Source organism: Streptomyces durocortorensis, assembly GCF_031760065.1.
Taxonomy (GTDB): Bacteria; Actinomycetota; Actinomycetes; order Streptomycetales; family Streptomycetaceae; genus Streptomyces.
Genome location: NZ_CP134500.1, coordinates 2196604 through 2217868, shown reverse-complemented (window position 1 = coordinate 2217868; position 21265 = coordinate 2196604). Strand labels below are relative to the sequence as shown.

Below are 21265 nucleotides of genomic sequence, written 5' to 3'. Positions count from 1 at the left end.
TTCCGGACGGGTAGGGAGTCGGACATGACGACACATCACCAGCACCAGCACCACCTGGTCTCCGGCAGTGCCGCGGACGGCCCGTACGCCCTCGATATCGATCCCGAGCGGGCCGGATGGGACCGGTCAAGCCTGCGGGTGCTGGAGCTGGAGCCCGGTGGAGTTCACACGCTCGTCACCGGCGGGAGCGAATGGATCGTCCTGCCGTTGACCGGCGGCTGTACGGTGCATACAGCAGGTGAGAATTTTGAACTGCTGGGCCGGGAGAGCGTGTTCAGCGGGGTTTCCGACTTCGCGTACGTACCCCGTGACGCCCAGGCACAGATCGCCTCCGGCGCTGGAGGCCGCTTCGCCCTGGCAGGAGCGAAGTGCGAGCGACGACTCCCCGCTCGCTACGGCCCCGCGCCGGAGGTACCCGTCGAGCTGCGCGGCTCCGGCACCTGCTCGCGCCAGGTGAACAACTTCGCCGCCGCCGACACCTTCGACTGCGACCGGCTGATCGCCGTGGAGGTCCTCACCCCCGGCGGCAACTGGTCCTCGTACCCGCCCCACAAGCACGACGAGCACGTCCCGGGCGAGGAGTGCGAACTGGAGGAGATCTACTACTTCGAGGTCGAGGACGGCGGGCTCGGCTACCACCGGGTCTCCCCGTCGCGCGACGGCGGTACGGACGTCCTGGCCGAAGTCCGCAGCGGGGACGCCGTCCTCATCCCCGACGGCTGGCACGGCCCGTCCATCGCCCCGCCCGGCCGCACGCTGTACTACCTGAACGTGATGGCCGGGCCGGGGGAGGAGCGCGCCTGGCTGATCCGCGACCATCCCGACCACCGCTGGATCCGCGACACCTGGCGAGACGAGCCGATCGACGCCAGACTCCCGCTGTACACGGCGCATCCGTCGCCCGGCCCGGAGGTAACACCTTGAGCCCGACGAGTCCCGCGAGCCCGACGAATCCCACCGGCTCCGCGAGTCCCGCGAGCCCGACGAGTCCCGCGAACCGGCTCTGTCCCACCCGCCGTCTGACCACCGCTCAGGCCCTGGTCGCCTTCCTGGCCCGGCAGTACACCGAGCGCGACGGCCGCCGCCAGCGGCTCATCAGCGCCACCTGGGGCATCTTCGGCCACGGCAACGTCGCGGGCATCGGCCAGGCACTTGTGGAAGCGGGCGGCGGCGGAAGCGGAGGCGGAAACGGGATCGGGACCGGAAGCGGGATCGCGCACCGCATGCCGTACCTCCAGGGCCGCAACGAGCAGGCCATGGTGCACGCTGCCGTGGGGTACGCCCGTCAGTCCGGGCGGCTCTCGGCGCACGCGGTGACCACGTCCATCGGCCCGGGGGCCACCAACCTCGTCACCGGGGCCGCCCTCGCCACCATCAACCGCCTGCCCGTCCTGCTCCTCCCCGGCGACACGTTCGCGACCCGGCCCGCCGACCCCGTACTCCAGCAGCTCGAAGTGCCGCACGCCGGAGACGTATCGGTCAACGACTGCCTGCGCCCCGTCTCGCGCTACTTCGACCGGATCACCCGGCCCGAGGCGCTGATCCCGGCCGCCCTCCAGGCGATGCGGGTCCTCGCCGACCCCGCCGAGACCGGGGCGGTCACACTCGCGCTGCCGCAGGACGTCCAGGCGGAGGCCTACGACTGGCCGCAGGAGTTCTTCGCCGAGCGGGACTGGCACATCCGCAGGCCCGCCCCTGACGCGCTCGAACTGGAAGCGGCCGTTCGGGCGGTGCGCTCGGCCCGCCGCCCCCTGATCGTCGCGGGCGGCGGGGTCCGCCACAGCGCCGCCGAGGAGACCCTCGCCGCGTTCACCGCCGGGACCCGCATCCCGGTCGCCACCACGCAGGCTGGCAAGGGCGTACTGCGCCACGACCATCCGGCCGACGTCGGAGGCATCGGGCACACCGGCACCGCCACCGCCGACGAGCTGGCCCGCAGCGCCGACCTGGTGATCGGCATCGGCACCCGCTACACGGACTTCACCACCGCGTCCGGAACGCTCTTCGCGAACCCGAACGTCCGCTTCCTCAACCTCAACATCACCGGCTTCGACGCCCACAAGCTGGCCGCCCTCCCGCTCGTCGCCGACGCCCGCGCCGGTCTGGAGGCGCTCACGGCGGCGCTCGCCGGACGGCGGTACCGGGTCGATCCGGCGTACGAGACGGAGTACACCAGCGCGAAGGAGGCGTGGGAGGAGCGGGTCGAGGCATCGTTCGCCACCCCGGACCCCTCCGCGCGCCCCACCCAGACCCAGGTCCTCGGCCTCCTCGACACGCTCGTCACCGAGGACGACATCCTGATCAACGCGGCGGGCTCCCTCCCCGGCGATCTGCACAAGCTCTGGCGGACCCGTTCCCGCGACCAGTACCACGTCGAGTACGGCTACTCCTGCATGGGCTACGAGATCCCGGCCGCGATCGGTGTCCTGCTCGCGACCGCCGCCCAGGCCCGCGCGGACCGGCCGGGCCGCCCCGTCTGGGCGCTCGTCGGCGACGGCACGTATCTGATGAACCCCACCGAGATCGTCACCGCCGTCCAGGAGGGACTGCCGCTGAAACTGCTGATCCTCCAGAACCACGGGTACGCCTCGATCGGTGGCCTCTCCGAGGCGGTCGGCGGCGAGCGCTTCGGCACGGCCTACCGCCACCGGGACGCCCACGGAGGCTTCACCGGCCCGCCCCTCCCCGTCGACCTCGCCGCCAACGCGGCCTCCCTCGGCATGCACGTGCTGCGCGCCACCACCGTTGACGACCTGCGCAAAGCCCTCGCAGAGGCCCGCGACGCGGAGGGCCCCACTTGTGTCTACGTCGAGACCGAAACGCCCGACACAGTGTCGGGCCCCCCTCCGGCACAGGCGTGGTGGGATGTTCCGGTAGCCGAAACCGCGAGCCGCCCGGCGGCGGTCAAGGCTCGGGAGGAGTACGGCCGGCAGGTCGCCGCCCGACGCCGCCACCTGTGAAACCACGCCTGCGCCTGCCTGAAGCCCGAAGTCTGAAGGAGTACGTCATGACGAAGACCGTCAACCACTGGATCGGCGGCAAGACAGTGGAGGGCACGTCGGGCCAGTACGGTCCCGTCACGGACCCGGCCACCGGCGCGGTCACCACGCGGGTGGCGCTCGCCTCGGTGGAGGAGGTGGACGCGGCGGTGGCCGCGGCGACGGCCGCCTACGCGACCTGGGGCACGTCCTCCCTCGCCCAGCGCACCACGGTCCTCTTCCGGTACCGCGCGCTGCTGGACGCCCACCGCGACGACATCGCCGCGCTGATCACCGCCGAGCACGGCAAGGTGCACTCGGACGCGCTGGGCGAGGTCGCCCGCGGTCTGGAGATCGTCGAGCTGGCGTGCGGGATCACCACGCAGCTCAAGGGCGAGCTGTCCACCCAGGTCTCCAACCGGGTCGACGTCTCCTCGATCCGCCAGTCGCTGGGCGTCGTCGCGGGCATCACCCCGTTCAACTTCCCGGCCATGGTGCCGATGTGGATGTTCCCGCTGGCGATCGCGTGCGGCAACACGTTCGTGCTGAAGCCCAGCGAGAAGGACCCGTCGGCCGCCAACCTGCTGGCCGAGCTGGCCTCGGAGGCCGGCCTTCCGGACGGTGTCCTGAACGTCGTCCACGGGGACAAGGTCGCGGTGGACGCCCTCCTCGCCCACCCCGACGTGGCGGCGGTCTCCTTCGTCGGCTCCACCCCCATCGCCCGCTACATCCACGCCACCGCCTCCGCCAACGGTAAGCGCGTCCAAGCGCTCGGCGGCGCGAAGAACCACATGCTGGTCCTCCCGGACGCGGACCTGGACGCGGCCGCCGACGCGGCGGTATCGGCTGCGTACGGCTCCGCCGGTGAGCGCTGCATGGCGATCTCCGCCGTCGTCGCGGTCGGCGCGATCGGCGACGAGCTGGTCGCCAAGATCCGCGAGCGCGCCGAGAAGATCAAGATCGGCCCCGGCAACGACCCCGCCTCCGAGATGGGCCCCCTGATCACCGCCGCCCACCGTGACAAGGTCGCCTCCTACGTCACGGGCGCGGCCGCCCAGGGCGCGGAGGTCGTCCTCGACGGCACGGGCCACACGGTCGAGGGCTTCGAGGACGGCCACTGGATCGGCCTGTCCCTCCTGGACAAGGTCTCCACCGACTCCGACGCGTACAAGGACGAGATCTTCGGCCCGGTGCTGTGCGTGCTCCGCGTGGACACGTACGAGGACGGCGTCGCCCTGATGAACGCCTCCCCGTTCGGCAACGGCACCGCGATCTTCACGCGTGACGGCGGCGCGGCCCGCCGCTTCCAGCTGGAGGTCGAGGCGGGCATGGTCGGCGTCAACGTCCCGATCCCGGTCCCGGTGGGCTACCACTCCTTCGGCGGCTGGAAGGACTCGCTCTTCGGCGACCACCACATCTACGGCAACGACGGCGTGCACTTCTACACCCGCGGCAAGGTCGTCACCACCCGCTGGCCCGACCCGGCCGACGCCCCGGCAGGCGTCGACCTGGGCTTCCCGCGCAACCACTGAGGGCCGCCGCCCCGCTTCCCCCGGCCCTGGCCCCCGTCCGCGTTCGCCGCGGGCGGGGGCTTCGGGCGCGCCCGGCCACCGGCGGAAATCCGGGTGCCCTGATGTGTACGCGTCCCTCATCCTGGGCGTATGAACACCCAGCCCCTCCCGCCCCGTTACGAGATCCGCGCCCAGCACACCGCCTCGACCGTCACCGTCTACCAGGCGTACCGGCCCGACATCGGGCTGCCCGCCGCACGGGACGGGCGGTTTCCCGCCGCCTGGAAGCGGGACCGGATGACCTGGATCAAGCCCAGCTTCCTGTGGATGATGTACCGCTGCGGCTGGGGCACCAAGGAGGGGCAGGAGGTCGTCCTCGCCGTCGAGATCGAGCGGAGCGGCCTGGAATGGGCCCTCGCGCACGCCGAACTCTCCCACTACGTACGCGATGTGCACCCCGACGAGCGGTCCTGGAAGCGGAGCCTGCGCACCGCCCCCGCCCGGGTCCAGTGGGACCCCGAGCGCGACCTGGACCTGAACCCGCTCCCGTACCGCTCCCTCCAGCTCGGGCTGAGCGGCGAGGCCGCCCGGCGGTACGCGGACGAGTGGACCGTGGCCGTCCGCGACGTCACCCCGCTCGCGCGCGAGGTGCACGCGGCGGTCCGGGCGGGGGAGCGGGAGCGGGCCGCCGCCCTGCTGCCGGTGGAGACACCGCTCGACCTGGCCGCGCCACGCCCCGTGCGGCCCGCCGGGGACATCGCGGTGTGAGCGGTGCGACGGGGTCGCGTGCCCCCCGCTCGCTCTACTCCGAAGCGTCCTCCCCCGCGAACTCCCACGTCAGCATCGCGAAGTCCCCGTCGTCCGCCGCCCCCGCCGCCCGGTACGTCGCCAGCGCCGCCTCGTTGTCGCGCTCCACGCCGACCCACAGGTCGTAGCACCCGCGCTCCCGGGCGGTGTCCACGAGCGCCCGCGTCAGGGCCGCGCCGATGCCCCGGCGGCGGAACGCCTCGTCGACGCCGAGTTCGTACAGGCACATCTCCGTCCCCTTGTCCGGGTGCAGCATCTCGATGCCCGAGACGAAGCCCGCCGGGACGCCGTCCACGTACGCGATCAGCATCAGATGGCCGTCCGCGGCGAGGAAGCGGGTGGCCCAGGTCTCGCGGGGCGGGGTGTCGAAGAGGTGGCCGGCGGCGAGGAGTTCCGTGGCCGTCGTTGCGCGGCGAATGTCCACAATGGCCTCCCGAGGCGGAAATTCCGTACCGCATCCGGAGTACGGAGGAGGTGCACCGTACCTCTCAGGGAGGCCGCACACCTCACCCTGGCGGCAGGCAAGCGGGTTGCGTCCGCCGACTAGGGTCGAGGGATGGAGACCCCTACTGCTCGATGGCGGCGCCTGCTGCCCCGCACCCCCGGCCGGTGGGCCGCGGCCGGCGCCGCGCTCGCCGTGCTCGTGGGCGGTGGCACCTTCAGCGCCGTCGCCGACGACGGCTCGCCCGCCGTGCAGCGCGAGGACCGGACGCTGCGGATGGACGGGGTGCCGGTCGACACCTCGTACTTCTACGGAGAAGGGTCCGGCAAGCGGCCCGCCGTACTCATCGGGCACGGCTTCGGCGGCAGCAAGGACGACGTACGGGCCCAGGCCGAGAAGCTGGCCGCCGACGGGTACGCGGTGCTGACCTGGTCCGCGCGCGGCTTCGGGAAGTCCGGCGGGAAGATCTCCCTCAACGACCCGGAGAACGAGGTCAGGGATGTCTCCCGGCTCATCGACTGGCTGGCCGGGCGGCCCGAGGTCGAGCTCGACGGGAAGGGCGACCCGCGGGTCGGCCTCACCGGAGCCTCCTACGGCGGGGCCGTGTCCCTGCTGGCCGCCGGGCACGACGAGCGCGTCGACGCCATCGCGCCGGTGATCACCTACTGGAACCTCGCCGACGCCCTCTTCCCCGAAGGGGTTTTCAAGAAGCTCTGGGCCGGGATCTTCATCACCACCGGCGGCGGCTGCGAGAAGTTCGAGCAGCGGCTCTGCGAGATGTACGAGCGGGTCGCCGTCAGCGGCAAGCCCGACGCCGAGGCGGTGAAGCTGCTCGCAGAGCGGTCGCCGTCCGCCGTCGCCGACCGCATCAAGGTTCCCTCGCTCCTCCTCCAGGGGCAGTCCGACTCCCTCTTCCCGCTCGGCCACGCCGACGCCATGCAGAAGGCCATCAGCGCCAACGGCGCGCCCGTCTCCGTCGACTGGATCTCCGGCGGGCACGACGGCGGCGACAGCGAGACGAGCCGCGTCGAGGGGCGCGTCGGGGCCTGGTTCGACCGGCACCTGAAGGAGGAGAGCGGCACCGACACCGGGCCCGTCTTCCGGGTCACCCGGACCGGAGGCCTCGACTCCACCGACGGCGCCGCCCTGTTGCGCGGGGCGAGCAGCGACACCTACCCCGGGCTGCGCAGCGGCGGCCGCGACCTCGCGCTCGGCGGTGGGACGAAGACCTTCCGCAACCCGGCCGGCTCCTCGCCGCCCGCCATCTCCGCCGTGCCGGGCATCGGCGGCGGACTCGCCCAGCTCTCCTCCCTCGGCGTCGGGCTCTCGCTCGACTTCCCCGGGCAGTTCGGCCGCTTCGAGTCCGCCCCGCTCGACACCTCCGTACGCGTCACCGGCACACCGACCGTCAAGGTCAACGTGACGGCGAGCGGCGGCCGGGACGCGGTGCTCTTCGGCAAGGTGTACGACGTGTCGCCGGACGGCAGGCAGCAGGTGCTGCCCCACCAGCTCGTCGCCCCCTACCGGATCACCCCCGACCAGCAGGGCAAGCCCCTCGAACTGGCCCTGCCCGCCGTGGACCACGAGTTCGACGCCGGACACCGGCTGCGGCTGGTGTTCTCCGCGACCGACCTCGGCTACGCGTCCCCGGCCGAGCCCGCCACGTACACCGTGACCGCCGACGGACCGCTGACCATCCCCACCGCGCCCGCCGTGCGGACCGCGGCCGCCGCGCTCCCGTGGTGGACCTGGGGCCTTCCCACCGCCGCCCTCGTCATCGCGGCCGGTCTGCTGCTCACGGCCCGCCGCCGTACCGCGACGCCCGCGCCGGACCCCGAACTCGCCGACGTACCACTCCAGATCACCGGGCTCTCGAAGAAGTACGCGAAGTCCGTCGACCGGTACGCCGTGCGCGAGCTGTCCTTCCGCGTCGAGAAGGGGCAGGTGCTCGGGCTGCTGGGGCCGAACGGCGCGGGCAAGACGACGACCCTGCGCATGCTCATGGGGCTCATCAGCCCCGACGAGGGCGAGATCCGCGTCTTCGGGCAGGCCATCCGGCCCGGCGCACCCGTGCTCTCCCGGGTCGGGGCGTTCGTGGAGGGGGCCGGGTTCCTGCCGCACCTCTCCGGGCGCGCCAACCTCGACCTGTACTGGCAGGCCACCGGCCGCCCCGCCGAGGACGCCCGCATCGACGAGGCCCTGGAGATCGCCGGACTCGGAGACGCGCTGGCCCGTGCCGTACGGACGTACTCCCAGGGCATGCGGCAGCGGCTCGCCATCGCGCAGGCCATGCTCGGCATGCCGGACCTGCTCATCCTCGACGAGCCGACCAACGGGCTCGACCCGCCGCAGATCCGTGAGATGCGGGACGTGATGATCCGTTACGCGGCCGGGGGCCGGACCGTCATCGTCTCCAGCCACCTGCTCTCCGAGGTCGAGCAGTCCTGCACCCACCTGGTCGTCATGGACCGGGGCCGGCTCGTCCAGGCGGGTCCGGTCGCCGAGATCACCGGCTCCGGCGACATGCTCCTGGTGAGCGTGGCGGAGGAGGTGTCCGAGCCGCTGGCGGAGAAGGTCGCCGCCCTGCCCGGCATCGGCTCCGCCGTCCGCACCGACGACGGGCGCGGGCTCCTCGTCCGCCTCGACGGGGCCACCACCTCACGGCTCGTCGCCGACCTCGTCCGGCTCGACGTCCCGGTCACCGGCGTCGGACCCCACCGCCGCCTGGAGGACGCCTTCCTCACCCTGATCTCCGGAGGAGCAGCATGAGCGCCCCCGTCCAGCCTCCCGAGTCCCGGGTGGAGACCGAGCACCCGGAGGCCGCGGGCTACCGCGCCGGGCGCACCCTCCCCCTCCGCGTCGAGGCCATGCGGCAGTTGCGCAGGCGCCGCACCCTGCTCATGGGCGGGGTGCTCGCCGCCCTCCCGTTCATCCTGATCATCGCCTTCGCGATCGGCGGCACACCGGACGGCGAGGGCGGCGGCCGGGGCGGCAACCGGATCAACCTGATGGACGTGGCGACCGAGTCGGCCGCGAACTTCGCCGCGACCTCGCTGTTCGTCTCGGCCGGGTTCCTGCTGGTGATCCCGGTGGCCCTGTTCTGCGGGGACACCGTCGCCTCCGAGGCGAGCTGGTCCTCCCTGCGCTATCTGCTCGCCGCGCCGGTGCCGCGTGTGCGGCTGCTGTGGAGCAAGTTGGTCGTGGCGCTGGGCTTCAGCCTGGCCGCGATGGTGCTGCTGCCGGTCGTCGCGTTGGCGGCGGGCACGGCGGCCTACGGGTGGGGCCCGCTGAAACTGCCCACCGGGGGAGCGCTGGCGGCCGGGGACACCGTGCCGCGCCTCGCGCTCGTCGTGGCGTTCATCTTCGTCTCCCAACTGGTCACCGCCGGGCTGGCGTTCTGGCTGTCCACGAAGACGGACGCGCCGCTCGGCGCGGTCGGCGGTGCGGTCTTCCTCACGATTCTCGGCAATGTGCTCGACGCGATCACCGCACTCGGCTCCTGGCGCGACTTCCTGCCCGCGCACTGGCAGTTCGCCTGGGCCGACGCGCTTCAGCCGCAACTGGAGTGGGGCGGCATGATCAAGGGCACGGCCGTATCAGTGACCTATGCCCTGATCCTGTTCGCGTTGGCCTTCCGCGGGTTCAGTCGTAAGGACATCGTGTCCTGAACCTGATGTTCCGCCGCCCGCCCGCCCGCTGTTGCCGCATCGAGATGGTTCCGCAACGCTTTCGTCGACTCCGCCCGGGGGCCCCGTACGTCACATTCACAGATGTCGAGGACATCGTGACAACGTGGGGGGCTACGAATGAACCAGGCCAATCGGCTCGGACCGCACAGTCAGCGGCGCGGGAAGCGGGCAAGGGCAGGGGCAGGCGCGGGGGCGGGGACAGGGGGCCGGACGGCGGTCGGGCGGACCGGAGTCCTCGCGCTCCTGCTGGCGGGCGGCGTGCTGCTCACGGCCTGCGGCGGCACCGGAGACAGCGGGGCCACCGCCGACCGCAACTCCGCCGCCCGCAAGGGGCCGGGGGCGACCGGCGGACAGCCCGCGCCCGATGCGGCCGCGCCCGCACAGGGGGTCCGGGAGAGCGAGGGGGAGCGGGCGCCGGACCCGGCCGAGCCCGACTATCTCTCCACCTTCGCCCTGGACGTGGACACCGCGAGCTATGGCTACGCGCGCCGCACCCTCGGCGACGGCAAGCTGCCCGCACCCCAGGACGTACGGCCCGAGGAGTTCGTCAACAGCTTCCGCCAGGGGTACGAACGGCCCGCGGGCAACGGCTTCTCGGTGACCGTCGACGGGGCGCGCATCGACACCCTGAAGGGCGGGGGAGGAGGCGGGGGTGGCGGAACCGGAGCCTCCGACTGGTCGCTGCTTCGAGTCGGGCTGGCCACGAGGACCGCCCCACCGGCCAGTGAACGGCCGCCCGCAGCGCTGACGTTCGTCGTCGACATCTCGGGCTCCATGGCCGAGGTCGGCCGCCTCGACCTGGTCAGGAAGTCCCTCACGGTCCTCACCGACGAGCTGCGCGACGACGATTCCATCTCCCTGGTCACCTTCAGCAATGAGGCCGAGACCCGGCTCCCGATGACTCGTATCAAGGACAACCGGAACCGGATCAAGGGCGCGGTGGCGGAGCTGAGGCCGGCACAGTCCACCAACGCCGAAGCGGGCATCACCCTCGGCTACGAGGAGTCCGTCGAGGGCCACCGCGAGGGCGCCACCAACCGAGTCGTGCTGCTGTCCGACGCGCTGGCCAACACCGGCGACACCAAGGCCGAGAACATCCTGGAGAAGATCGACTCGGCCCGCCGCGAGTACGGCATCACCCTCTTCGGCGTCGGGGTCGGCAGCGACTACGGCGACGCGTTCATGGAGCAGCTCACCAACAAGGGCGACGGGAACACCACGTACGTCGGTGACGACGAGCAGGCCCGCAAGGTCTTCGTCGACCAGCTGCCCGCCCACCTCGAAATCCGGGCGCGCGACGCCAAGGCCCAGGTGGCGTTCGACCCGAAGACGGTGCGGCAGTTCCGGCTGATCGGCTACGAGAACCGCAAGGTCGCCGACGAGGACTTCCGGAACGACAGCGTCGACGGCGGCGAGGTCGGCCCCGGCCACACGGTGACCGCGCTGTACGCCGTACGCCTGCGCGCGGGCACGTCCGGCACGGTCGCCCGGGCCACCGTGCGCTGGCTCGACCCCAAGACCCGCAAGGCCCACGAGAAGACCGGCACCGTACGGACCGACGCGATCGGCGGCCCCCTGTGGGGCGGCGACACCGACCGGCTCCAAGTGGCAGCCGTGGCTGCCTTCTTCGCGGACAACCTGCGCAACGGCGACCTCCCCGGGGCGCCCGGGCTCGGCGCACTCGCGTCCCGGGCGGCCCAACTGGCGGAGGCGACCGAGGACAGCTCCGTACGGAAGCTGGCCACGGCCATCGGCCAGGCGAACCGGCTCAAGGGCGGACCGGGCACGGACAAGGGACCGGAACCGACCGAGGGCGAGATCGACTGAGGGCGGGATCGACTGAGCGGGGCGGGAGCTGTGTCGTGGCCCTGGTCGGCCGGTCTGGCCGACCAGGGCCACGAGTCAGTCCGCGGGCCAGTCAGTCTTGCGCGTTCCGGTCAGCTGCAACGCGTACGTGTGAGGGGTGGACGCAGATCTCCTCACGAGGCAGAGGCGGCAGCCCGGTGATGCTTCCTGGGACAGCTCGTGCCCGCTGGTCACCTACACCGGCCAAGGGGCGGAACCGGCTGGTCCGCTGACGGCCGTCCCTGTGTGCGGACGGCCCGGCGGCTCTGGTCGGATCAGAGGGATAGGCGGGTGGTGTGGGCGATGTTGAGGAGGTGGCGCAGGCGCAGGCCGCCAGGGGCGATGGCGGTGATGAGGACGGCGGGGCCCGCGAGGGGGGTGAGGACGGCCAGTCCATCCTGCGAGGGGTCGGTCAGGGCCTGGGCGGTGGGTGGTGCCGCGTCGAAGCCGGGTCCGACGATGAGGATCTGGCCGGTCGCCCGGTGGTGGGCGAGGACGGCCGGGCTGTCCCAGCCGACGGCTCCCGGCCCGTAGTCCGCTTCCTGGTCGAGGAGTACGTGTCCGCCGCGCCGGACGGTGAGCCGGGTGGTCACGCGGCCCGGCGGTTCGCCCGTACGCCCGAGTACCAGCTCCTCGCGCAGGACGAGCCGTGCGGTGGGGGCGAGGTCGATCGTCCAGGTCTGCCGCAGATTGCTGCCGGCGGCGCTGATGAGGGGTTTGGGCAGCCAGCGGAGTTCCGCGTTGTCCGCCACGGTCAGGTGCACGTCGTAGCTGGCGTGTGCGCTGGTGGGGCCTCTGAGGGCGAGGGTCGCGGCCGCGGAGGTGACGTGGAGGGCGGCGCCCTGCTGGGCGGTGGCTTCGATGCGCAGGCGGTCGCCGCCGAGGGGAGCGCTCATGGCTCCGACGACGCACACCCGCGCTTCGGCGCCCCGTGAGCGCAGACGCCGGAGTTCGAAGGGGCCGTCGCCGTCGAGGACGGGCAGGGCGGTGGCGCAGCCCCTGGCGGCGGCCGTGATGCGGGCGGTGGCTCGTACGCCGACGGCGGCTGAGCCGCGGTCCGTCGGAACGGCGGATGCGGTGGCGGAGGTCATGCAGAGCCTGTCGCCCAGTCGGTGAGGTGTTCGCGGACCCAGTCGGCGACAGGCTTGACGCCGCCTTCCTCCTTGAGGGAGGTGAAGGCGACCGGGAGGTCGCCGCGCTGGGCCTCGGCGTCACGCGCCATGGCTTCCACGTCGGAGCCGACGTAGGGGGCGAGGTCGGTCTTGTTGACGACGAGGAGGTCGGCGGTGGTGACGCCGGGGCCGCCCTTGCGGGGGATGTCGTCGCCGCCCGCGACGTCGATGATGAAGATCTGGGCGTCGACCAGCCCTTTGGAGAAGGTGGCGGTGAGGTTGTCCCCGCCGGACTCCACCAGGATCAGGTCGAGGGGGCCGGTCGTCTCCTCCAGCTCCTCGACGGCTTCGAGGTTGGCGGAGATGTCGTCGCGGATCGCGGTGTGCGGGCAGGCGCCGGTCTCGACGGCCTGGATCCGCTCGGGCGGCAGGACCGCCTGTCGGAGCAGGAAGTCGGCGTCCTCGCGCGTGTAGATGTCGTTGGTGACCACGGCGATGGACACCTCGGTGCGCAGGGCCCGGCACAGGGCCGCGACGGTGGCGGTCTTGCCGGAGCCGACGGGGCCGCCGAGCCCGATGCGCAACGCGCGGCGGGTGCCGTCGGGGCGCTCGGGGGCCGGGGCGCTGTAGGTGTGGCGGTGCGGGTACTTCTCGTTGAGATCGTGGTCGAGGTGCATCCGGTTTCCTTGTGTCGTGTCTCGCGTTGTGTCTTGTTGTCGGCGTCAGGAGGCGAAGAGGCGCGCGGCCCGGGTGGCGTGCTGCTGGGCGCTGATGTCCAGCAGCGGCGCGGAGGCCGCGGGCAGGGCGTCGACTCCTTCTTCGGGGACGCGCTGCGCCGCGGCGGTGGCGGCTGCGGCGACGCGGTCGAGTTCCGGTGCCAGGCGGGCGAGCACGGCGGTGGCGTCGAACGGGTCCAGGCTCAGCAGCCGGACCGTCGCGGTGGCCGGCCCGCTGACGGTTTCGTACACCGCCGCGTACGCGGCATCCAGCGGATCGAGTCCGGCCGACCGGGCGGCCACGCCCAGTACCACCGGCTGGTGTGCGCCTCGCGGCCGGGCCGCCGCGAGCGTGTCGAGTTCGGCCGACGGCCACGTGGCGCGGGCCGCTCGCATCATCTGCCGACCCAGCTTGCGGGCAGTGTTCCGCAGCGCGGCCACGGGAGTGCGGGCGTCGGCGGCCTGGTCCAGGACCAGCGGATCGGCCCCGGTGGCGGCCGCGGCGGCCAGCGCCGCCGCGACCAGCCCGGCGGTGTGCAGCCGTCCCCGGCAGAACTCCTCCAGCGTGCCGACGTCCGTGATCCGGCCGACTGCGACCGCTGGTTCGGCTCCGCCCGAGTGGGCATGACCTCCCGCGGGGAACCGCCCGTCGGCCAGGATGAGCAGCGCGGCACGGTTCATTCTTCATTCCTCTGCTTGACGGCTCGGCTCCTGCGCTCCGGAGGGGCTCAGAAGAGGAAGTAGCGCTGGGCCATGGGGAGTTCGGATACGTAGGCGCGGTCGATGATGTGGCCGTCGACGAAGGTCGTCACGTCGGTCACTTTCGCTCCGCCGATGATGACTTCGTAGGTGTCGGGATCGATGCGGACGTGCGGGGTGGCGTGGTTCTCCTTCATATGGGCCTTCTTGACGCCGCGCGTGCCGGTGATCGCCTTGAACTGCTTGTTGAGCCTGGAGCCCTTGCCCAGGCCGTTGCCGATGGCTCGTTCGGTGACGAAGTTGTAGGAGAGCGAGCCGGGCGCCAGGCCGGTGGCCCCCCACATGGGACGGGGGAGAACGGGCTGCGGGGTGGGGATGGACGCGTTGGCGTCGCCCACCTGCGCGTAGGCGATCTGGCCGCCCTTGATGACCATGTGGGGCTTGACTCCGAAGAACTTCGGCTCCCACAGGACCAGGTCGGCCAGCTTCCCGGTCTCCACGGAGCCGACGACGGCGTCGATGCCCTGGGCGAGGGCCGGGTTGATGGTGTACTTCGCGACGTACCGGCGAGCGCGCCGGTTGTCCGCCAGCGGCGGCCGGGGCTCCGGGGTCGTGTCCGCCGCCGTCTCGTCCTGCGCTGTCCCGGCCTTCGGGCCGGTCTCCGGCTCGTCGCGGGGCCGGTCTTCTTCCAGGAAGCCGCGGCGGACCTTCATGACGTGCGCGGTCTGCCAGGTACGCATGATCATCTCGCCGATGCGGCCCATGGCCTGGGCGTCCGAAGACATGATCGAGATGGCGCCGAGGTCGTGGAGGATGTCCTCGGCGGCCATCGTGGAAGGGCGGATCCGGGAGTCCGCGAAGGCGAGGTCCTCCTCGACCTTCGGGTTGAGGTGATGGCAGACCATCACCATGTCGAAGTGCTCCTTGACCGTGTTGACGGTCAGCGGTCGGGTGGGGTTGGTGGAGGCGGGCAGCACGTTCGGCTCGCTCACCATCTTGATCATGTCCGGAGCGTGGCCGCCTCCGGCGCCCTCGACGTGGAAGACGTGGATGGAGCGGCCGCCGATGGCGTCGATGGTGTCCTGGACGAACCCGGCCTCGTTCAGCGAGTCGGCATGGAGGGCGAGCTGGACCCCGGTCTCCTCGCACACCTCCAGGCACTGCTCGATGACCGCCGGTGTGGCGCCCCAGTCCTCGTGGATCTTCAGGCCGAGGACCCCGGCGTCGACCTGGGCGAGCATCGAATCCTTCGACATCGTGGCGCCCTTGCCGAGCAGCCCGATGTTCACCGGCGCGCTGTCCAGCGCCTCGAACATGCGGTTGACGTGCCACGCGCCGGGCGTGACCGTGGTCGCCGTGCTGCCCTCCGCCGGGCCCGTACCGCCACCGATGAGCGTGGTGACGCCCGCCGACAACGCCTCGCGGACCTGGTCGGGGCAGATGAAATGGACGTGCGTGTCGATCCCGCCGGCGGTGAGGATTCTGCCCTTGCCCGAGATGACCTCGGTGTCCGGACCGATGACGAAGTCGGTGGGCCGGGGGCCGATGCCGTTGTGAGGCTCCGCGCCCTCATGGAGGGGGTTCATGGTCTCGGGGTTGTACGCCTTGCCCAGGGCGACGACGTGCCCGTCGCGGAGGGCGACATCCGCCTTGACGATGCCCCAGTGGTCCAGAACGACGACACCCGTGATGACCGTGTCCGGCGGACCCGCTGTCGAGAGGTCGGCCGACTTCCCGGACTTGGCCTTCGCCGCGTCGCGCGGCACGACGGACTGCCCCATCGACTCGCGGATCACCTTGCCGCCGCCGAAGACCATCTCGTTCCCGCTGCGGCCGGGGCCTCCCGACCAGTCGTCCTCGATCCTGACGCTCAGAGCCGTGTCGGCGAGGCGGATGCGATCACGGGTCGTCGGCCCGAAGCGGTCCGCGTAGGCCGGTCGCGTCAACGGATCGAACGCCGTCGGCTCTTCCGGACAGCAGGAGCAGTCGGGGCACTGATCGGGGCGCTGAACGGTGGTACTCACACCTGCTCCTTGTCGAACGAACCCTTGACCTTGTCGAGCGAGCCGTTGACCTTCTCGGGCAGGCCCTCGATCCGGCCGCGCAGACCGTGGACCACCCGGGCCCCCTCGATGGGTACGAGCTGGACCTTCTCGGTGATGCCGGGCTCGAAGCGCACCGAACTGCCGGCGGGGACGTTCAGACGCCTGCCCCACGCCTCCTTGCGGACGAACGTCAGTCCGTCGTTGGCCTCGGCGAAGTGGTAGTGGGAGCCGACCTGGATGGGCCGGTCGGTCGGATTGGCGACCATCAGCTCCGTCACCTGGCCGAGCTGCCTGTTGCGCTCGTTGAAGATCACCACCTCGTCCTCCTTCGCGGGGGAGAAGTCGACCTTCCCCGGGCAGGTGACCGGCTCCTCGTCCTGGCCCGCCTCCGGGAACGGGCCGTGGATGGTGACCAGCTTCGTCCCGTCGGGGAACGTGGCCTCCACCTGCACGTTCTCGATCATCTCGGGGACTCCCTCCATAACCTCCTCCCGAGACAGCACCTTGCGCCCGGACGACATCAGCTCGGCTACGGTCCTGCCGTCCCGGGCCCCTTCGAGAACATGCACGATCAGCAGCGCCATGGCCTCCGGGTGGTTCAGCAGTACGCCGCGGGCCCGGCGCTTCTCCGCCACGTCGGCGGCCACGTGCATCATCAGACGTTCTTGCTCGTGTGGGGTGAGGTGCACAGATACGTCCCTACATCGGCTTCCGCCCGGGACTCCTGTCCTGGGCCGCGAGCAGGGGATGCGGCCACACACATCCGTGGCCCGGGAAGTCTCCATGAGGTTGCTTCCGGTGCTCTTGGCGCAGCACGGATGCCGTCCTTGGCCGTTCGGCCCCCGACTCGACGTGCATCCATCATGATCACGCCGACAGGGCCGAGGCCGCGTACTGGGCACGGGGTACCCGAATGAGTGATCACCGCGGGAGGGGAGCTGACAGCGTGAGGCGGGAAGGCCGGGCGGCCGTCGGCGGTTCGGCTCGCCGCACGCCGTGCGCGAGACTCGTCACTGAAGGCTCCGCACTCACTGCCCTGCGGCCGACTTCGACGCCCACACCGGCCAACTGGACCGCCGACTGGCCAACTGCGGCGTCACGTCACACCAGGAGGGAGCGGAGAAGGGCGTGCGTCCGCGCGGACGTGTTCGTACGGTCATCCGGTGAATGGCTGTACGCACCGGAGTTCCGCGTCATGATGTCCGCCATGACCTCCCTGCTCCTGGCGCTCTCCGTGATCGTCAACGGCCTCTACGCGGGTTTCATGCTGACCTTCCTGGTCGCGATCATGCCCGGCCTCGCAGAACTGACGGACGAACAGTTCACGGCTGCCATGCGCCGTTTCAATGAGAAGGTTCCCGGGCCCGTCTTCCTCGTCCTGTTCCTGGGCGTGGTCGCCCTGCCCGCCGCCGCGTTCTTCACCGGCCTGGGCGAGCACGACGAGGTGGCGGGGCCCGCCATCGTGGCCGCCCTGGTCTGCGCGGTCGCCGGCCATGCGGTGACCATCGCCGGGAACGTCCCGCTCAACAACGCCCTCGCCGCGTCCGAGGGCGGCGACGACAGTGCGGCGCGCGCGGCCTTCGAGCCCCGCTGGAACACCCTCCACCAGGTCCGCACCGCGTTCGCGCTGGCGGCGTGCGCCCTGCTGACCGCGGCCCTGTAGGGCGTCATCCCCGACCGGCCTCCGCGCGCCGGGGGTGACGGGGGCCGAGGGGCACCCGGGCCGCCGTGCGTCCCGCGCCGGCCGCTCGGCGTAGGGGTCCGCACCGGCCGGATTCTCGTGCCACGGCGGGCCCGCGAACGCTCGTGCGTACACGTCGTGGATGCCGTCGGCGTACCGGGGCAGTTCTCCGGCCGTGACCGTCCGTACCTCTACCGTCGTCGCACCGCTCCTCGGAGGCAGACAGTCAGTCGCCGGGTCACCCGCACGTGGGTGGCCTTCGGCCTCCAGCGTCACACGTTGGGGACCTTCAGCCGGTCCCAGCTGGTCCTGCCGGGGATGCCGTCCGCGTCGCCGCCCGTGTAGCCCAGCTTGCGCTGCCAGGCGGCGTACGACCGCCGGTCGGCCTCGGACCACGCCGGGCCGGGGCCCACCGTGTACCGGCCGCAGCCCTCGGCGACCAGGCGCTTTCCCATTGCTGTGACGATCGGGCTGTTGCGGCCGACCTTGAAGAACGCGGCCCCCGGGTACGGCTCGTACCTCGGTCTCGGCGGCGGCTTGGAGGGGCCGTCCGGGGCGCCGCCCAGCCGCTTGCCGATTCTCGTGCGCATCGAGTTCATCGTGAACCCGCGCGGGTCGATCTTGCCCGGCTGCCACTCCAGGTGCCCGATCACCGACCGCTGCGTCCAGCCGTGGGCCCGGCAGACGGCGGCGGCGGCCCGCTCGATCGCCAGCAGCTGGGCGGCGGGCCACGGGTCCTTCCCGTCGCCGAGGTTGATGCACTCGAAGCCGTAGAAGTGCCTGTTGCCGTCGGTGTTGGCCTCGTTGTCGGGGGGCAGCGCCTTCTCCGCGATGACGGCACGCAGTACGTCGTCGTCGCCGAGTCCGGCGTGGTTGGCGCGGCCGTTGCCCACGAGGTGGACGGACCCGTCCTTGGCGATGACGCCGTGGCAGAGCGGGCCGGGCAGGGCGGAGTGGCCGTTGTAGCAGAGCTCGACGGAGGACGTCGTGCCCGAGGTGACGGTGTGATGAATCATCACCCCGTGCGTCGGGCCCCAGGGGCCCTTGTGGTTGCGGTTGTTGGTACGCCAGCTCCGGTGTTCGACGACGTGGAGGCCTTCGTCGCGGAGGGCTTTGAGCAGCTTGTCGGCGGACAGCGGCGTCGCCATCGTGGCGCTCCTTTCCCAGCGGCTGCGTGGGGTCAAGCGGGTGCGTGGGTTCACACGGGCGGTCGGTGTGCGGGCGGTTCGGTGTGCGGGCGGTTCGGTGTCCGCAGTCCGTTGTGCGTGCGGCGGGGCCGACGGCCCCGGGGGGAGAGCGCACGGGAAGTTGCGCAGGTGCGCCGGTGGATGCGGCCGTCGGGAGCGGCCTGGGGGGTGGGGGGGACGAGGGCCACATATGGCCTACCTGATGATTTGCCCGCTTCCGAGCCCTACCGAACGTCCCGTCCGGTGGAAGGTTGCGCCGCCTCCCGAACTCCCGCCCGAGCGGGTCCGAACGCCTGCCCGGGAGCATGCCGCGGCGGGGGTGTGCCGTACCGCCGGAACGACGCGCCCCGGGTACTCCCGCTCCCGCTGTCGTACTCCCTCTGTCGTATGCGTCCGGGCGCAGAGCCTCCTACCGTGAGGGGGGTGATGACCTTCGACCGCCTGGCCGCCCGCGCGCGGGCCCTGCCGCCGCTTGCCGCGGATCTGCTGGTGGCGGCGGTGGTCGGGGTGTTCACGGCGGCCGACGCGGCGGTCAACGATCCCGGCTACCGCCAGGCCGACGCGCTGACCTGGGCGCTGCTCGTGGTCTCGCTGGCGGCACTCGCCTGCCGCCGCCGTTGGCCCGTTCCGGTGGCCTGTGTGACCGGGGCGGCCTGCGCCGGGTGGGCACTGTACGGGCACATCGGGGAGCTGCTGAACCTTCCGGTGATCGTGGCCCTGTACACGGTCGCGGTGCTGGGCGACCGGCGGCGCACACTGTGGACGGCGGTCGTCGCCTCGCTCGCCTCCGGTGCGGTAGCGCTGGTGGTGGGACGGGACGTGGTGAACCCGCAGGGCCTGCCCGTCCTGGAGATGGTCTGGCCGCTCGTCCCGCTGTTGCTGGGTGAGGTGGTACGGACCCGCCGGGAACTGCTCGCCGAGTACGCGGCACGGGCCGTCCGGGCCGAGGAGGACCGCGAGCGGGAGGCGGCCCGCCGGGTCCGGGAGGAACGGGCGCGGGTCGCCCGGGAGGTCCACGACATCCTCGCGCACACCGTGAGCGCGATGACCGTCCAGGCCGGGGTGGCCCTCGACGCGCTGGACACGGCCCCTGAGGTGTCCCGGCGCGCGATGACCCAGGTGCGCTCTTCCGGCAAGGAAGCCGTACGGGAGCTGCGTGCCACCCTGTCCGTCCTGCGCGAGGCGGAGTCCACGGCCCCCGCGCCCCGCCTGGACCAGCTGGACGAGCTGGTGGCGGGGGTCGAGGCGGGTGGGGTACGGGTCAGTCTGCGCCGGGACACGGGGGGCGCCGGGGTTCCCGCAGTCGTCGAGGCCATCGCGTACCGCATCGTGCAGGAGGCGCTGACCAACGTGGTGAGGCACTCCGCGGCCACGCACGCCGCGGTGTCGGTGACCCGCACCGGCCCCCGGCTGAGCGTGGAGGTCGTGGACGACGGCCCGCCGGTCCCGCCGCCCCCGGACCCGCCCGGAGCCGGGGCCGCCGACCAGGGCTTCGGCCTGATCGGGATGCGGGAGCGGGCGGTCTCGGTGGGAGGCAGTGTCACGTACGGTCCGGACCCGGGCGGCGGATTCCGCGTCCACGCCGAACTCCCGGCGGAACTCCCGCCGGAACTTCCGGCGGAGCTCCCGGCCGAAGGAGGGACTCCGTGAGCACCACTCCTGGAGCGACCGGTGAGCACGACCTCTGGAGCGACCCCGTGAGCACGACCTCCGGAGCGACCTCATGACCGAGCGGCCAGACGGCACCTCCGCGAGCGCGACGACCGTCCGCGTGGTCCTCGCCGACGACCAGACCGTCGTACGGGCCGGATTCCGGGCCCTCCTCGACCTCACCGACGACCTGATCGTCGTCGCGGAGGCCGCCGACGGCGCCCAGGCCGTCGAGGCGGTCCGGATGACCCGTCCGGACGTCGTGCTGATGGACATCCGGATGCCCGGCGTCGACGGCCTGGAAGCCACCCGCCGGATCGCGCGGGACCGCTCCCTCGACCACGTCCGCGTGGTCATGCTCACCACGTACCAGGTGGACGCGTACGTCTTCGAGGCCCTGCGCCACGGTGCCGCGGGCTTTCTGCTCAAGGACATCGAGCCGGACGACCTGCGCGCCGCGATCCGCACCGTCGCCGCGGGCCGGAGCCTGCTCGCCCCGGCCGTCACCCGTCAGGTGATCGAGGAGTTCGCCCGGCTGAAGGCGCCCGAGGCGGCGGGCGCCGAACGGCTCGCGGTCCTCACCGACCGGGAGCGCGAGGTGATGGCGCTCGTCGCCGCCGGACTGACCAACGAGGAGATCGGCAAGGAGCTGATCATGAGTCCGCTGACGGCGAAGACCCACGTCAGCCGGACGATGACCAAGCTCGGAGCCCGCGACCGGGCCCAGCTGGTGGTCCTCGCCTACGAAACGGGCCTGGTCAGAGCCGGAGACCGCTGACCAGGCCGACAGGACGGCGCGCCGACGGGCCGCGCGCCGACAGGGCCGCGCGCCGACAGGACCGTACTCCGGCGGGAGTAGGAGGCGGCTCCCGCCGGAGGATTCGCCCCCGGCCCCCCGCTCGT

The 21265-nt window shown here is 72.1% G+C and carries 17 protein-coding genes; 10 read left to right on the top strand and 7 right to left on the bottom strand.

The window, feature by feature from the left end; genetic code table 11:
- The first annotated feature begins 24 nt into the window (after positions 1 to 24).
- The 4 genes from iolB (at position 25) to RI138_RS09755 (ending at position 5257) form a co-directional block, all read left to right on the top strand.
- The gene (iolB, locus tag RI138_RS09770; protein ID WP_311119586.1) at positions 25 to 924 is read left to right on the top strand and encodes a 5-deoxy-glucuronate isomerase; all 900 of its coding nucleotides are present in this window, start codon (positions 25 to 27) and stop codon (positions 922 to 924) included.
- A complete protein-coding gene (gene iolD, locus RI138_RS09765) occupies positions 921 to 2960 on the top strand; it encodes a 3D-(3,5/4)-trihydroxycyclohexane-1,2-dione acylhydrolase (decyclizing) (RefSeq protein WP_311119585.1) in 2040 nt (679 codons plus the stop codon). Before iolB ends, iolD begins: the two co-directional genes overlap by 4 nt.
- A gap of 47 nt (positions 2961 to 3007) precedes the next feature.
- Positions 3008 to 4510: a CoA-acylating methylmalonate-semialdehyde dehydrogenase gene (locus RI138_RS09760; RefSeq protein WP_096630977.1), complete on the top strand. Its 1503-nt coding sequence runs from the start codon at positions 3008 to 3010 to the stop codon at positions 4508 to 4510.
- 129 nt (positions 4511 to 4639) lie between these two features.
- Positions 4640 to 5257, top strand: coding sequence for a DUF4291 domain-containing protein (locus tag RI138_RS09755; protein ID WP_311119584.1), 618 nt, complete (start codon positions 4640 to 4642; stop codon positions 5255 to 5257).
- 34 nt (positions 5258 to 5291) lie between these two features.
- Here RI138_RS09755 and RI138_RS09750 read toward each other — a convergent pair whose 3' ends face one another.
- Positions 5292 to 5720: a GNAT family N-acetyltransferase gene (locus tag RI138_RS09750; RefSeq protein WP_311119583.1), complete on the bottom strand. Its 429-nt coding sequence runs from the start codon at positions 5718 to 5720 to the stop codon at positions 5292 to 5294.
- Positions 5721 to 5852: 132 nt separating this feature from the next.
- Here RI138_RS09750 and RI138_RS09745 point away from each other — a divergent pair, with 132 nt between their 5' ends.
- The 3 genes from RI138_RS09745 to RI138_RS09735 all read left to right on the top strand — a co-directional run bounded on the left by RI138_RS09745 (position 5853) and on the right by RI138_RS09735 (position 11254).
- Complete coding sequence (locus tag RI138_RS09745; RefSeq protein ID WP_311119582.1) at positions 5853 to 8507, top strand: alpha/beta fold hydrolase; 2655 nt, start codon at positions 5853 to 5855, stop codon at positions 8505 to 8507.
- Positions 8504 to 9406 (top strand): ABC transporter permease, encoded by a 903-nt coding sequence (locus RI138_RS09740; protein ID WP_096630971.1) that lies wholly within the window; start codon positions 8504 to 8506, stop codon positions 9404 to 9406. Before RI138_RS09745 ends, RI138_RS09740 begins: the two co-directional genes overlap by 4 nt.
- Before the next feature lie 138 nt (positions 9407 to 9544).
- Positions 9545 to 11254: a vWA domain-containing protein gene (locus RI138_RS09735; RefSeq protein ID WP_311119581.1), complete on the top strand. Its 1710-nt coding sequence runs from the start codon at positions 9545 to 9547 to the stop codon at positions 11252 to 11254.
- A 293-nt stretch (positions 11255 to 11547) separates the two neighbouring features.
- On the opposite strand, the gene RI138_RS09730 is transcribed toward RI138_RS09735, so the two are convergent.
- From RI138_RS09730 to RI138_RS09710, 5 genes are all read right to left on the bottom strand, one after another.
- Complete coding sequence (locus RI138_RS09730) at positions 11548 to 12363, bottom strand: urease accessory protein UreD (RefSeq protein ID WP_311119580.1); 816 nt, start codon at positions 12361 to 12363, stop codon at positions 11548 to 11550.
- A complete protein-coding gene (gene ureG / locus RI138_RS09725) occupies positions 12360 to 13061 on the bottom strand; it encodes an urease accessory protein UreG (protein WP_311119579.1) in 702 nt (233 codons plus the stop codon). The genes RI138_RS09730 and ureG overlap by 4 nt, the downstream gene beginning before the upstream one ends.
- 45 nt (positions 13062 to 13106) lie before the next feature.
- The gene (locus RI138_RS09720) at positions 13107 to 13781 is read right to left on the bottom strand and encodes an urease accessory protein UreF (protein WP_311119578.1); all 675 of its coding nucleotides are present in this window, start codon (positions 13779 to 13781) and stop codon (positions 13107 to 13109) included.
- A 47-nt stretch (positions 13782 to 13828) separates the two neighbouring features.
- The gene (locus tag RI138_RS09715; protein ID WP_311122833.1) at positions 13829 to 15745 is read right to left on the bottom strand and encodes an urease subunit alpha; all 1917 of its coding nucleotides are present in this window, start codon (positions 15743 to 15745) and stop codon (positions 13829 to 13831) included.
- A 74-nt stretch (positions 15746 to 15819) separates the two neighbouring features.
- Positions 15820 to 16533: an urease subunit gamma gene (locus RI138_RS09710; protein WP_311119577.1), complete on the bottom strand. Its 714-nt coding sequence runs from the start codon at positions 16531 to 16533 to the stop codon at positions 15820 to 15822.
- A gap of 506 nt (positions 16534 to 17039) precedes the next feature.
- Here RI138_RS09710 and RI138_RS09705 point away from each other — a divergent pair.
- The gene (locus RI138_RS09705) at positions 17040 to 17507 is read left to right on the top strand and encodes an anthrone oxygenase family protein (protein ID WP_311119576.1); all 468 of its coding nucleotides are present in this window, start codon (positions 17040 to 17042) and stop codon (positions 17505 to 17507) included.
- Positions 17508 to 17797: 290 nt separating this feature from the next.
- On the opposite strand, the gene RI138_RS09700 is transcribed toward RI138_RS09705, so the two are convergent.
- Positions 17798 to 18673 carry a peptidoglycan-binding protein gene (locus tag RI138_RS09700; RefSeq protein WP_311119575.1) on the bottom strand — a complete coding sequence of 292 codons (876 nt, stop codon included), beginning with the start codon at positions 18671 to 18673 and terminating at the stop codon, positions 17798 to 17800.
- A gap of 465 nt (positions 18674 to 19138) precedes the next feature.
- Here RI138_RS09700 and RI138_RS09695 point away from each other — a divergent pair, with 465 nt between their 5' ends.
- Together RI138_RS09695 and RI138_RS09690 are read left to right on the top strand one after the other, a co-directional pair.
- Entirely contained in the window at positions 19139 to 20362 is a 1224-nt protein-coding gene (locus RI138_RS09695; protein ID WP_311122832.1) for a sensor histidine kinase, read from the top strand.
- A 73-nt stretch (positions 20363 to 20435) separates the two neighbouring features.
- Positions 20436 to 21140: a response regulator gene (locus RI138_RS09690; protein WP_096630965.1), complete on the top strand. Its 705-nt coding sequence runs from the start codon at positions 20436 to 20438 to the stop codon at positions 21138 to 21140.
- Positions 21141 to 21265: the final 125 nt, after the last annotated feature.